The sequence below is a fragment of the Shinella sp. M31 genome (genome assembly GCF_049199205.1).
In the GTDB taxonomy this organism is placed as follows: Bacteria; Pseudomonadota; Alphaproteobacteria; order Rhizobiales; family Rhizobiaceae; genus Shinella.
In genome coordinates this window covers 29,453-41,898 of the sequence record NZ_JBLZPH010000141.1, presented here as the reverse complement: position 1 = coordinate 41,898, position 12,446 = coordinate 29,453, and the positions used below count along the sequence as shown (strand labels likewise).

The window sequence follows — 12,446 nt, the reverse complement described above, 5'->3', positions numbered from 1 at the left end:
ATCGGCATCAGAGCGGGCTTCGTCGCCTGCTCGCGCTTGGTCTTCTCGTCTTCCGTTTCCGGTTTCGCATCGGTTTCGACGTTGCTTTTGTCGGAAGAGGAGGGCTTCTGCGCGTCGTTCTTCGTCATGGCCGTTTCCTTAAAAATTCAGGAACTGCTGGGGATCACGGCGCGCGCGCATCAAGAGATCGAGCTCCCGTTTCGAGGGGCCGAATTTTTCAAAGAGCCGCTTGGCCTCCTGCTGCGGCAGGTCATAGGCCATGCGGAAGGTTTCGACTGTATAGCGCTCCCCCGAAAGCCTGCGGTGCTCGGGAAAGAGCTTGGACTGTTCCGTCATGTGCGATCACGCCCAATCATCATGGTACGCACCTTGAACCGGCAGGGGCTTCGATTGTTCCTGTCGGCCGACGGAAAAAATCAGGCGGTCTTGCAGAACTCCCTGAGCGCATGGGCGGCGGCGAGCATGTCGAAAGTGCGGTCCTCGCTGACCGGCTCGGCATCCGTCGAAAGCTTGATCACCGCGAATTCCGCCTGCGGATCCATGTAGAGATATTGCCCGAAAATGCCGAAGCACATGAAGACGGGGCTGTCGGGGGATTCGATCCAGAACTGGTTGTGATAGGCGCCGTTCGGAAGAGCGCCCTGCCGTTCGTCGCCGAAGACCGCGTGATCGGCCTTGTTGAAGCTCTCGATCCAGGCCTTCGGCACGATCTGCCTGCCATGCGCCTTGCCGCCGTTGAGGAGGAGCAGGGCGAAACGGGCGAAATCGCGCAGCGTCGCATTGAAGCCGCCGTCGGCCAGCGCGTAGCCGCCGCGGTCGAGCGTGATATAGGCATCGTCTTCGGCGCCCATCGGCCCCCACAGTTCCTCGCTGATCAGGTCGGCGAGGTGCTTTCCCGTCACGCGCTGCATGATGAAGGCGAGCACATCCGTTTCGATGGAGCGGTACTGGAACAGCGCGCCGTGCGGGCGCTCCTGCTCGGTCAGCTGGAGAATGAGTTGCCAGACGGTCATCGGCCAGGTCGGCTCCGTCGCTTCGAACCAGCCGCAGGCCTGACCGAGCTTCTGCATATGCGAGCCGGGCGTGGTGTAGGATTCGTCGAACAGCACGCCGCTCGTCATGTCGAGCACATGCTGGACCTTGGCGCCGCGATAGCCGGTCGCCTCGAGTTCCGGCAGGTACTGCGTCACCGGTGCCTGCGGATCGATCAGGCCGCGCTCCACGAGAATGCCGAAAACCGCCGATGTGACGGATTTCGACACTGACATGGCAAGGTGCTGGCGGTAGGGTTTCAGCCCGTTCATGTAGCGCTCGTCGATCACCGCGCCGCCCGAAAGGACGAGGAAACCGTCGGTTGCGCTTTCTTCCAGCCATTGCGGAACGGTGCGACGACCGGCGCGGGTCTCGAAGCTGACGCCGTCGATGTCGCGCTTGCGCTCGGGCAGTGGCAGGACGGGGCCGGGGCCGCGCCAGATCTGGGCGGTCGGCACCATCTCGCGCACATGCTGGAAGGTCCAGCGGTGATAGGGCGGAAAGTCCCATTCGCCGCGCGGAATGATCGGGGCGCCGGGGTTCTTCGGGTCGCGCCGCCAGGGCTGGGTCGTGCTGTTCATAAAGGTCTCCAAAAATCAGGTGCTGAAAATCAGCCGGCCACGAGGTCCGGCAGGCGATGGATCGAGGCGACGAGCTGCTGGGTATAGGCCTCACGCGGATTGCCGAGCACATCCGCCGCCGGGCCGTGTTCGACGATCTTGCCGGAACGGAAGACATAGACGCGCTGGCAGAAGGAACTGACCACGGACAGATCGTGCGAGATGTAGAGGAGCGTCAGCTTGCGCTCGCGCTGGAGACGGGCGAGCAGGTCGAGGATTTGCGCCTGCGTCGTCACGTCGAGGGCGGAGGTGATCTCGTCGGCGATCAGGATTTCCGGCTTGAGCGCAAGCGCGCGGGCGATACCGACGCGCTGGCACTGGCCGCCGGAGAGCTGGCCCGGCCGGCGGCTGCCGAATTCACGCTTCAGCTCCACCATGTCGAGCAGCTTTTCCGCCTCCTTGAGGGCGGTCGCGCGGTCGGCGAGCAGGTGGCGCCAGATCGGTTCGGCGATCGTTTCCAGCGCGGTCATACGCGGATTGAGAGAATCGTAGGGGTTCTGGAACACCATCTGCACCCGACGGCGGAAGGCGAGCAGGGCGGCGCCCGCGAGGTCGGCGAGTGGCCGTCCCTCCAGCGTCACGCCGCCCTCCGTCGCCTTGTTCTGCAGGATGATGGTGCGGGCGAGCGTGCTCTTGCCCGAGCCGCTCTCGCCGACGATACCCACAGTCTCGCCGGCCTTGACGGTGAGGTCGATGCCGTCGAGCGCCTTGAACGGTTCCGGCTGGCGGCGTTGCAGCACGTCGATGATATCGCGCTTGACCGGAAAATGGACTTTCAAGCCCTTCACTTCGATCAGCGGCGCATCGGCGGCGCCGTTCCAGCCGCTGGTGAGGCTCTTGCGGCCCGGCTGCGAATTTACGAGCAGGCGCGTATAGGGGTGCTGCGGATCAGTTACCACCTGCCGCGCTTCGCCTTCCTCGACGATCTCGCCGTGGCGCATGACGACGATGCGCGAGCAGATATCGGCGAGCACGCCGAGATCGTGCGAGATGAGGGCGATGGCGAGGCCGCGCTGCCGGTTGAGGTCCTTGAGAAGTTCGAGGATTTTCTGCTGCACCGTCACGTCGAGCGCGGTTGTCGGCTCGTCGGCGATCAGCAGGCGAGGCGCGCAGCTAATGGCGGCGGCGATCATCACGCGCTGCTTCATGCCGCCCGAAAGCTCGTGCGGGTAGGATTTGGCGCGCATCGCCGGTTCGCGGATGCCGACATCCTCCAAGAGCGCCACGGCCTTGTCCCAGGCGGCGGAACGCGAAAGGCCGAGATGGCGGATCATCGGTTGGGCGATCTGGCTCCCGACCGTCTGCAACGGGTTGAGATGCGAGGACGGGTTCTGGAAGATCATCGACAGGTCGCGGCCGCGCAGTGCCGACCATTCGGCCGGCTCGAGACCGGTCAGCGGCTTGCCGTCGAGGCTTATGTCGCCGCTGACGCTGCCGGTCGGCGGCAAGAGGCCGAGGGCTGCACGGCAGATGGTGGATTTGCCGGAACCGCTTTCGCCGGCAATGCCGACGATTTCGCCGGGCGCTATGCGGAAGGAGACGTTCTTGACGACTGTCGCCTTGCCGAAGGAAACGGAAACGTTGGAAATATCGAGCAGGGGATGGGTCATGCGGCGGCTCGCTGGCGGCTGAGATGGCCGAGACCATCGCCGAGGAAGATGAGGCCGAGGCCGAGGCTGATGGCGGCAAGGCCTGGAAAGGTGCAGATCCACCAGGCCTGACGCAGGAAGCGCGTGCCGTCGGAAATCATCACACCCCATTCGGCGAGCGGCGGCTGCGCGCCCATGCCGAGGAAGCCGAAGCTCGCGCCGGCGAGCATGACGAGCACGGCATCGCTCACCGCATAGGCGACGACCGGGCCGAAGGCATTGGGCAGCACATGGCGGAACAGCGTGACGCGGTCGGAAAAACCGAGACATTTCGCGGCCTGCACATATTCACTGCCGCGCACGGCCATCACCTCGGCGCGCACCAGCCGCGCATAGGTGATCCAGGCGACGAAGGCGAGCGCGATGAAGAAATTGACGAGGCCCGGACCGAGCACGCCGACAATGGCGAGAACCAACACGAAGAACGGAAAGGCGGCCGTCAGGTCGTAGAGGCGCATCAGGACGGTATCGACGAAGCCGCCGTAATAACCGCTGACGAGGCCGATCGTCGTGCCGATGACGAGCGGGGGAAGCACGCCGGCTAAGCACATCAGGAGATCGATCTGCGCAGCATGGAGCACACGGGAAAGGACATCGCGACCGACCTGGTCGGTGCCGAACCAGTGCTCGGCGCTCGGGCCTTGCAGGGCATGCACGATATCGACGGCATTCGGGTCGTAAGGCGCGATCCACGGTGCGAAGACGGCGACGAGGACCCAGAGGCCGACGAGACTGCCGGCGACGACGAGGCCGAGCGGCAGCGGCGCACGGTCGGGAGCGGAGGTGGTGGCGTCGAGGGACATGATTATACCTAGAGGCGGGCGCGCGGATCGATCGCCGCGGAGAGCAGATCGACGAGGAAGGTCACGGTCACGGTGGCGGCGGCGAACATCACCGTCAGGCCCTGGATGACATGGTAGTCGCGCGCCAGAATCGCATTGATCATCAGGGTGCCGAGGCCGGGCACGGCGTAGATCGTCTCCACGACGATGGTGCCGCCGATCAGGAAGGCGACGATGACGCCGAAGAGATTGAGCGTCGGCAGGATGGCGTTGGGCAGCACGGTGCGCCAGAAGATCTCGCTTTCGCTCGCACCCTGCGCGCGGGCGGCGGTGACGAAATCGGCGGCCGACTTCTCGATCAGCGCGGCGCGTAGCGACTGCACCAGCACGGGCACGATCCAGATCGCCGTCGAGAGCGCCGGCAGGAAGAGATGGTGCAGGTGGCCTGTGAAGGTCTTGCCGTAGCCGGAGACCGGGAACCAGCCGAGGCTGACGCCGAAGAAGCGCGACATCATGATGCCGAGCCAGAAGACGGGAATGGCCATGCCGGCGACGCCGATCAGGCGGATGACCTGGTCCGTCAGGCTGCCGGGCTTGCGGGCGCTGGCGATGGCGAGCGCGATGGACGGCGGCACGGCGAGCACGATGACGTAGCCGGTGAGGAAGAGCGTCGGCCAGAGATACTGGCCGATCAGGTCGGCGACGGGGCGCTTGTAGCGCAGAGACATGCCGATATCGCCGCTCGCGAGATTGCCGGCATAGATGAGGAACTGCTGCCACAGCGGCTTGTCGAGGCCGAGGCTCTGGCGGATGGCTTCGAGCGTCTCGGGCTTGGCGCGGTCGCCGGCAATCACCCGCGCCGGATCGCCCGGCACCATATGCACCAGGAGGAAGGTGACGAGCGTGATGCCGACGAGCACGAAGACGAGCTGCAGGATGCGGCGCAGGATCATGTGCATGAAAAGGTCCCCGGATACGGAAAAAAGGCGCGACGTCGTTGGACGCCGCGCCAGCCTGGGAGGGATTATTCCTCGACGGTCATGTCCTCGAGCGTCCACTGCATGGCAGGGGTCAGCTTGAGGTTCTTCAGGCGGGTCGAATAGGCGACGGCGAAGGGCGCGTCGAAGAGCGGGATCTGGGCGACCTCTTCCGTCGCGATCTTGGCGATCTCGCGATAGATTGCTGCGCGCTTGGCCTCGTCCGTCTCGCGCGAGCCTTCCTCGGTCAGCTGGTTGATGCGGTCGTTGTTGTAGAAGGTGTTGAAGGCGTGCGAATCGCAGGCGCCGCAGATCGCCCAGCGCACGGCGGTGTCAGGGTCCGTCAACTCGTTCGTCCACCAGGTCGGTGTGGCGTCATAGGCGGCCGTCGCCGTGTCCGACCACCAGGTTGCAACGTCGACATTGACGATGACGGGCTTCAGGCCGATCGCCTCCAGCTGCGCCTGCATGAAGAGCGCGATCTGCTGCGTCGCCTGGCCGGCGGTGACCGGAATCTGCACTTCCTTGCCGGCCATGCCGGATTCCTGGAGCAGCTGCTTGGCTTTTTCCATATCGGGCGCGAAAGCGGCATAGTCCTTGTCGTGATAGTCGAGACCGGAGGGCAGAACCGTGTTGGCGGGGTTGGCGAGGCCGGTGGTGACGATCCCTGTGATCGCCTTCTTGTCCAGTGCATAGGCGGCGGCCTGCCGTGCCTTCATGTCGGAGAAGGGCGCGCGGCTGTTGTTGAGCAGGATCGTGTAGATGACATGCGAATCCTCCATGCGCATGTCGAGGCCTTCGGTCGCCGCGAGATCGGCGGCCTGCGACCACTCGACTTCGCGCATCACGTCCACTTCGCCGGACTTCAGCATGGCGGCGGCGGTTTCCGGCTCGGCGACCTCGACGAGTTCCACCGTCGCATCCGACTTCGGATAGCCCGTGCGCCAGTAATTGGCGTTCGGCGCCAGGACCAGCTTCTCGCCCGGCTTCCATTCCTTCACGGCATAGGGGCCTGAGGTGACGGGCACCTCGGCGAAGGCCTGCTCGCCGCGCTTTTCGACATCCGCCTTGGAGACGATGCCGGCATTCCACATCTCGAGCTGGCCGAGCTGCGAGACGAGCGGGTTCTTGAGCTTGATGACGACCGTCTTCGGGTCAGGGGCCGCGAAGGATTCCACCGCGCCGAAGGTCGAGGGCAGGGCGGATTGCGGGTCGGAGCGCACGCGCTCGAAGGAGAAGACGACGTCGTCGGCGGTGATCGGCGAGCCGTCGGAGAATTTGGCGTCGCGCAGGTGCAGCGTGTAGGTCAGGCGGTCGTCGGAAAGCTCCCACTTTTCGGCAAGGCCGGGCTCCAGCTCGCCGGTTTCCGTGTTGCGGTGCAGGACGCGGGCATAGAGCTGGCCGAAGGTCTCGATATTGCCGGCCGCGGCCGAGCGCGACGGATCGAGCGTCGTGGCCGGATAGGGCGATGCGATGCGCACCAGCGCCTCGGCATGGGCGGCAGTGCTTATGCCCATCGTCGCGATACCAAGGGCGACGGAGGTCGCCAGTACAAGCTTGCTCAGGTTTCTCATAGCTTCTCCCCTTTGCGGATGCGGCACTCCCCGGCCCATCCGTCCTTCGAAGAGATTTTGTGATCTCAGATCACGTTCGTGTCAATGCAGGTTCCGTGATTTGTGATCACAAAATTTCGGGAAAAACCAACGGCGTCACGCTGAAGCAGCGCGAATTTTCTGCAAATTCAGGGGTTTCCGGCCCGATTTCATACGGCCGGCCCGGCGAGAAAACTGGCGGAGAAAAAGATCGTTTCAGGCGCGCAGAATATCGCCCGTCAGCTTGGCGCGGCGGGTGAGATAGCCGGCCAGCGGGTCGTCGAAGGCATTGTCCGCCGAGCAGACGGCATCGAGGAACAGCGAAAACAGCGAGGCCTGGGAGGTGACGTCGAGCTTGGCATAGAGGTTGCGGCGATGCAGTTTCACGGTCGCGGGCGCGATGCCGAGCTTGATCGCCGCCTCCTTCACCGAATGGCCGCGCAGGATGAGTTGCACCACCTGGCATTCCCGGCCGGTGAGCACGCTGCGTCCGAAATTGCGCACGGCCTGCGCCAAAGCGCTTTGCAGCAGCGGCTCGCCCTCCTGGCTGTCGGGGTGCAGGTCCCGGTAGTGCCGCACGATGGCTTTGACGAGCAAAGGCGTTGCGGTGCGCAGGAATTTCAAGTCATCGCCGGTAAAGGCGGGGCGGGTGCTGCGGCGGGCGAGCGAGATGGCGAACTTGGTCTCGGCATCGAGGCTGACGAGCACGTTGATCTCGTCGTGCAGGCCGGAATACTGGTAGAATTCGCGGTAATAATCGCTGTCGCCGAAGCTGCTGTCGATCTGGCTCAACTGGTGCACGCCGTCGATCGTGTCCTCCAGCGTCAGCCGGTAGAACGGGTCCATCCGGTAGTAGCCTTGCAGGTATTGCTGGATGTTGGACAGGCCGCGGTCGGTGCGCCAGTCGTTGAACAGGATTTTCGGCGCAAAGCCCTTGCGATAGAGCAGCACGAGGCTGGCGTCGAAGGCGACGCGCTCCTTCAGGGCGTTCATGATGCGCTCCTGGAAATCCAGCCGGCCGATGCCCTCCAGCAGTGCCATGGCGAGATCCGCGATGGCCGCGACCTGGCCGTCCTCACCCTGCAATTCGCTTGTCATCTCTTTCCCGCAGCCCATCCATTTCCCGTGCTCTTGCCCGTAATTCTATGCGTGAAGCTTGCGTTTGTCTCGCGCCGTGAAGAAATTTCGGCAACCCCATTGCGTGATCTGAGATCACAATATAGCGTCGAAGTGCCTGTGGGGGAAGCTGCCTCCTGCAGGCATTCGCGCGGCTGTTGCGGGGATGAGGCGCCGATATTCCGGGGGATGTCGGCCCGTTCCTGGTCGGTGGAGGGGTGGCGCCGGAAGGTGTCTTGCGTGAGGGGCTGGTAGAGCCGGGCGAAATGTCCTGCGGGCCTTTCGGGTTTCGCACGGAATCTTGCTTCGGCGATGCCTTCCATCGTGCGGGCCAACCGGCTCCACCCTTTGCAGCGGGAGAGAAAGGACAGGCCATGGTCGCCACGAGCGCATTCGAACAGAGATACGGTTTTGCCCGCGAGGCGGTGCGGCTCGGCAACTGGCGGCTGGCGCCGTTCAGCGCCTGGGCCTACCAGAATGTCGGCGAGCTCGTGCCGAGCGCCCATATCTGGGGCGGTTCTGGTGGGGACGAGAGCCCGCACGATGCCTCCGCGCTCGTCGCCGAGACCGTGTCGCTGCCGGATGGCGGGGAGAAAATGGCGGATTTCCTCGACCGCTCCCATGCGGACGCCCTGACGGTGATGAAGGCTGGGAAGTTCGTCGCCGACTGGTCCGCGCCGACGATGGATTTCGGCAACCGCCACATCGCCTTTTCAATCAGCAAGTCGATCGTCGCGGTCGTCGCCGGCGCGTTGCAGGCGGACGGCCTGCTCGATCCGCAGGCACCGGTGACGCAGTATGTGCCCGAGGCCGTCGGCTCGGCTTATGGGGATGCAACCGTTCAGCATGTGCTCGATATGGCCGTCGCCATCGATATCGATGAAGCCTATCTCGACCCGAACAGCCCGTTTGCGCGCTATCGCAAGGCCATGCTGTGGAATCCCGGCGGCGGGGACGAGGGGCTACGGGAATTCCTGTGCACGATCCGGCGTCTGCCAGGTGAACACGGCGAGATTTTCCGATACCGTTCGCCGAACACCGACATGCTCGGCATCGTTCTCGAGCGTGCCTCGGGTCAGCGTATGCCCGATCTCCTGCGGGAAAAAGTCTTCGCGCCGCTCGGTGCGCGCGGCGCGGCGCAGATCACCGTCGACCGCGAAGGCACCTGCCGCGCTTCGGCGGGTATTTCGCTCACCCCGCGCGACCTTGCCCGCTTCGGCGAGATGATGCGCCAGGGCGGCGTGGCGAACGGCAACCGCGTCGTGCCCGCGGCCTGGGTCGCCGATACGATCGGCGGCGGCAGCAAGGAGGCCTGGGACAGGAGCGATTTCGTCACCCTGTTCCCAAAGGGGCGCTATCGCAACAAATGGTACCAGACGGGCGAGGGCGCCTATTGCGGCATCGGTATCCATGGACAGTGGCTCTATATCGATCCAGCGACGGAGGTCGTCATCGTGCGCATGTCCTCGCAGCCCGACCCGGTGACCGATCCGTTCGACCGCGACAACATCGCCTTCCTCGCGCAACTGTCCCGCATGGTCTGACGACGGCGCGCCGCGCCGGTTACAGGGCTTGCGCGGGCGCCGGAAAATCTCTTACCAAGGGTTATTCAGCAACGCGCGGCGCAGATTTTCGAGGGGCGGACATGGCGAAGAAGGCGACGAGCATCACGGCGATCGAGGCCCCCGTACCGATGCACGAGCAGGTCTATCAGCAGATCGTGCACGCGCTGATGGCAGGCCATTTCGAGCCGGGACAGAAGCTGACCTACCGCAAGGTCGCCGAACAGTTCGGCACGAGCCCGATGCCGGTGCGCACCGCCTTCCAGCGCTTGCAGGCCGTGCGGGCGCTGAACCTCCTGCCGAACGGCAGCGTGGAGGTGCCGCTCCTGACGGTCGCCGCCTTCAACAGCCTGACGGAAGCGCGCATCGCCATCGAAGGCACGGCGGCGGAACTCGCCACGCCGCGCCTCAACGGCAACAGCCTGCGCACCGTGCGCCACCATTGCAAGGCACGCACCGAGGCCGCCAAGGCCGGCGATATAGACCGCTATCTGGAAGCTAATTTCGACTTCAAGTTTGCGATCTACCAGCACTGCGGCAACGAATATCTGCTGTATATCATCGAAATCCTCTGGCTCCAGGCCGGCCCCTTCCTGCGCAAGCTGGTGGAGGGCACGACGTTTACGCCGACCGAAGCGCTCGACGTCGACTTCCACGAGCGCATCATGGATGCGCTGGAGGCCAAGGATGCCGCGCGCGCGCGGACGGCTGTCGCGCATGACATTCGCGAAGCCGGGCAATTCATGCTGCGACACGCGAAGTTCATGGCAAGCTGAGCCGGCCGCTCAGTGCAGCGGAAAGCCCAGTGCCGAGACGAATTTCAGCCAGGGCATCCGCCATCCGCCCTTGGCATCGGCCGTATCCAGCGCATTCATGGTGATCTGCGCGCCAAGCCAGCGGAACGGTTCCGGCGGCACGATGGACGGCAGCTGCGTTGCGAATTCCAGCCGGCTTTCCGGCAATGTCGAGCCGGCGAGGATGTCGAGCGCTACGCGGGCGCCGAAGCGCGAGGCGGAGACGCCGAAGCCGGAATAGCCGCCGGCATAGACGACCTTGCCGTCGAAATAGCGCTGGAAATGCACGGCCATGCGGGTGGAAAGATCGATGGCGCCGCTCCAGGCATGGGTGAAGCGCAGACCTTCGAGTTGCGGGAAGGTGTCGAAGAAGGCGCGGGCAAGCGGTGCATAGGTGTCGCGCGCCCGGTCGACGGCGGGCGACGTGTCGCCGTTGAAGGCATAGGCGAGGCGGCCGCCGAAGATGATGCGGTTGTCCTTGGTCAGCCGCATATAGTTCATCTGCGTGCGCATGTCGTAGATGCCCTGCCGGTTGCCCCAGCCGATGGCGGCGATCTGGGCTTCGGATAGGGGCTCGGTGGCGAGCACCCGGTCACGGATCGGCACGATGCGCCGCTTGATGTGCTTGTGCCCGGCCATGAAGGCATTGGTGGCGAGCAGCACGCGCCCGGCAGTGACCGAGCCGTGCGGCGTCGTCACGCCCATCTTGCCGCCGGTCTCCTCGATGGTTTCGAGCGGCGTGCTTTCGTAGATTTCGACGCCGAGCTCCAGCGCCAGCCGTTTCAGGCCCCAGGCGAGCAAAGCGGGATGCACGGTGCCGGCGACGTCCTTCGTCCAGACACCGGCCTTGTAGCGCGGCGAGCGGATATGGTCGGCAAGCGCCGACTGGTCGAGGAAGACAGCGTTGTGCCCGTATTTGAGATGCAGCGCGTGTTCGTCGCGCAGACTGTCGATCTGGCTGTCGTCGATGGCGACGTTGAGTTCGCCGCCCCATTCGGCATGGCAGTCGATGCCGTTGTCGGCGATCGTCTGCATGAAGCCGTGCATGTTCTCCTTGCCGAGCACTTCCAGCGCGGCGATATCCTTCGGGAAGATGCGGGCGGCATTGGACAGCCCGTGCATGACCGAGGTGGAGACGACGCCGCCGGGGCGGCCGGATGCGCCGCTGGCGACGCTTGCCTTCTCGATCAGGATCACGGTGCCGTCAGGCTTTGCCTGGCGGGCCTGGATGGCGGCCCAGAGGCCGGTGAAGCCGCCGCCGACCACGAGAAGGTCGGCGTTGCGTGCGGCGGTGAGGGGAGACAGCACCTCCGGCCGGTCGGGTCGATCCAGCCAGAAGGGTTCCATTTTCACGTCGGCGAGCGCTTTCGATGTCATGGTCTGCCCTCCCCGCCGGCTGCTTACTTGGCCGTCTGGAGGACGTAGATCTTGCGCATGGTTTCCAGCACCTCGAAGCGCACTTCGGTGGCCGGCGGCAGGATGTAGCTTTCGCCGGGGCCGAAGGTCTCGACAGAACCGTCCGGATTGGTCAGCGCGACCTTGCCCGACACGATGACGGCATATTCGGTGCCGGTGGGGTAAACGAGCATTTCGGCATAGGGCGTGCACTGCCAGGTGCCGATGACGAGCGAGCCGTCGGCGCTTTCGAAATGCACGTCGCCCATCTCTTCGGCAAAGCCGGAGAGAATGGCTTCCGCCGGAATGACGCTGCATTTCTCGAGCGCATTGAGGCCAACGCCGTCGCGGCCGAGCTTGATGACTTTCGACATGGAATTCCTACCTTTGTTGAAGCATTTTCCCGCTTTCGCAGGGCGTGTCCGTATTTGGCTTGCGGCCAAAAACTGCGGAATACGCCAAATGGGTAGGTGATCGAAAAGCGTCCGGCAGTGCCCAAAACGAAGGCGGGCGAACATTGTCGAGCCAGCCTCCGTCATCCATGAGAGCGAGGTCGCGGCCTATGCGTATGACAATCACTGTATACTATGGCGTTTGGTATTGTATCTCACGCGCCGTCCTCGATGCGGCAGCACGCCCCTATGACCCTGTTCGGTGGCGATGGGCTGGTTGACGGGCATCCTTGATGCAAATCCGTCATGTGGTGATGCTTATTGCCCACGATTCATTGTGTGGGATGACGAAGATTTTATATACACCTCTGTTGATGTGTGGTTTTTTGCATTGTACACAATCCTGGCGATCTTGAAGGTCGCGACGTTGGTCGGAGGGGCTGCTGGAGGGCGGCGTCGCCGGTCCAACCAACACCCAATGGGAGGGGAAGCATGAAACAGGCACTTCTTTCGATCTTCGCGGCCGCACTCGGCC

General features: G+C 64.2%; 11 protein-coding genes. 2 read left to right on the top strand and 9 right to left on the bottom strand.

What is annotated here, in order from left to right:
• Window positions 1-138: 138 nt before the first annotated feature.
• The 7 genes from ACOZKU_RS22545 to ACOZKU_RS22515 all read right to left on the bottom strand — a co-directional run bounded on the left by ACOZKU_RS22545 (window position 139) and on the right by ACOZKU_RS22515 (window position 7,750).
• Window positions 139-336, bottom strand: a complete 198-nt coding sequence (locus tag ACOZKU_RS22545; RefSeq protein WP_421580776.1) for a hypothetical protein — start codon at window positions 334-336, stop codon at window positions 139-141.
• An 80-nt stretch (window positions 337-416) separates the two neighbouring features.
• Window positions 417-1,613, bottom strand: coding sequence for a serine hydrolase domain-containing protein (locus ACOZKU_RS22540; protein WP_421580775.1), 1,197 nt, complete (start codon window positions 1,611-1,613; stop codon window positions 417-419).
• Between the two features lie 29 nt (window positions 1,614-1,642).
• Complete coding sequence (locus ACOZKU_RS22535) at window positions 1,643-3,262, bottom strand: dipeptide ABC transporter ATP-binding protein (protein WP_421580774.1); 1,620 nt, start codon at window positions 3,260-3,262, stop codon at window positions 1,643-1,645.
• The gene (locus ACOZKU_RS22530; protein WP_421580773.1) at window positions 3,259-4,104 is read right to left on the bottom strand and encodes an ABC transporter permease; all 846 of its coding nucleotides are present in this window, start codon (window positions 4,102-4,104) and stop codon (window positions 3,259-3,261) included. Before ACOZKU_RS22530 ends, ACOZKU_RS22535 begins: the two co-directional genes overlap by 4 nt.
• A gap of 8 nt (window positions 4,105-4,112) precedes the next feature.
• The gene (locus ACOZKU_RS22525) at window positions 4,113-5,042 is read right to left on the bottom strand and encodes an ABC transporter permease (protein ID WP_421580772.1); all 930 of its coding nucleotides are present in this window, start codon (window positions 5,040-5,042) and stop codon (window positions 4,113-4,115) included.
• Window positions 5,043-5,107: 65 nt separating this feature from the next.
• A complete protein-coding gene (locus ACOZKU_RS22520) occupies window positions 5,108-6,634 on the bottom strand; it encodes an ABC transporter substrate-binding protein (RefSeq protein WP_421580771.1) in 1,527 nt (508 codons plus the stop codon).
• Between the two features lie 234 nt (window positions 6,635-6,868).
• Entirely contained in the window at window positions 6,869-7,750 is an 882-nt protein-coding gene (locus ACOZKU_RS22515; RefSeq protein WP_421580770.1) for a helix-turn-helix transcriptional regulator, read from the bottom strand.
• A 392-nt stretch (window positions 7,751-8,142) separates the two neighbouring features.
• On the opposite strand from ACOZKU_RS22515, the gene ACOZKU_RS22510 reads away from it, so the two are divergent.
• Both ACOZKU_RS22510 and ACOZKU_RS22505 read left to right on the top strand, forming a co-directional pair.
• Window positions 8,143-9,312: a serine hydrolase domain-containing protein gene (locus ACOZKU_RS22510; RefSeq protein ID WP_421580769.1), complete on the top strand. Its 1,170-nt coding sequence runs from the start codon at window positions 8,143-8,145 to the stop codon at window positions 9,310-9,312.
• A gap of 101 nt (window positions 9,313-9,413) precedes the next feature.
• Window positions 9,414-10,106 carry a GntR family transcriptional regulator gene (locus ACOZKU_RS22505; protein WP_421580768.1) on the top strand — a complete coding sequence of 231 codons (693 nt, stop codon included), beginning with the start codon at window positions 9,414-9,416 and terminating at the stop codon, window positions 10,104-10,106.
• A gap of 9 nt (window positions 10,107-10,115) precedes the next feature.
• Here the strand turns inward: ACOZKU_RS22505 and ACOZKU_RS22500 are convergent, their stop codons facing one another.
• Both ACOZKU_RS22500 and ACOZKU_RS22495 read right to left on the bottom strand, forming a co-directional pair.
• Window positions 10,116-11,501 (bottom strand): NAD(P)/FAD-dependent oxidoreductase, encoded by a 1,386-nt coding sequence (locus tag ACOZKU_RS22500; protein ID WP_421580767.1) that lies wholly within the window; start codon window positions 11,499-11,501, stop codon window positions 10,116-10,118.
• Window positions 11,502-11,524: 23 nt separating this feature from the next.
• Window positions 11,525-11,893 (bottom strand): cupin domain-containing protein, encoded by a 369-nt coding sequence (locus ACOZKU_RS22495; RefSeq protein WP_421580766.1) that lies wholly within the window; start codon window positions 11,891-11,893, stop codon window positions 11,525-11,527.
• Window positions 11,894-12,446 lie beyond the last annotated feature (553 nt).

Coding starts and splice junctions, on each gene's coding strand:
- ACOZKU_RS22520 (WP_421580771.1), bottom strand. CDS start 6,634: ATGAGAAACCTGAGCAAGCTTGTACTGGCGACCTCCGTCGCCCTTGGT.
- ACOZKU_RS22500 (WP_421580767.1), bottom strand. CDS start 11,501: ATGACATCGAAAGCGCTCGCCGACGTGAAAATGGAACCCTTCTGGCTG.
- ACOZKU_RS22505 (WP_421580768.1), top strand. CDS start 9,414: ATGGCGAAGAAGGCGACGAGCATCACGGCGATCGAGGCCCCCGTACCG.
- ACOZKU_RS22545 (WP_421580776.1), bottom strand. CDS start 336: ATGACGGAACAGTCCAAGCTCTTTCCCGAGCACCGCAGGCTTTCGGGG.
- ACOZKU_RS22495 (WP_421580766.1), bottom strand. CDS start 11,893: ATGTCGAAAGTCATCAAGCTCGGCCGCGACGGCGTTGGCCTCAATGCG.
- ACOZKU_RS22530 (WP_421580773.1), bottom strand. CDS start 4,104: ATGTCCCTCGACGCCACCACCTCCGCTCCCGACCGTGCGCCGCTGCCG.
- ACOZKU_RS22510 (WP_421580769.1), top strand. CDS start 8,143: ATGGTCGCCACGAGCGCATTCGAACAGAGATACGGTTTTGCCCGCGAG.
- ACOZKU_RS22540 (WP_421580775.1), bottom strand. CDS start 1,613: ATGAACAGCACGACCCAGCCCTGGCGGCGCGACCCGAAGAACCCCGGC.
- ACOZKU_RS22535 (WP_421580774.1), bottom strand. CDS start 3,262: ATGACCCATCCCCTGCTCGATATTTCCAACGTTTCCGTTTCCTTCGGC.
- ACOZKU_RS22525 (WP_421580772.1), bottom strand. CDS start 5,042: ATGCACATGATCCTGCGCCGCATCCTGCAGCTCGTCTTCGTGCTCGTC.
- ACOZKU_RS22515 (WP_421580770.1), bottom strand. CDS start 7,750: ATGACAAGCGAATTGCAGGGTGAGGACGGCCAGGTCGCGGCCATCGCG.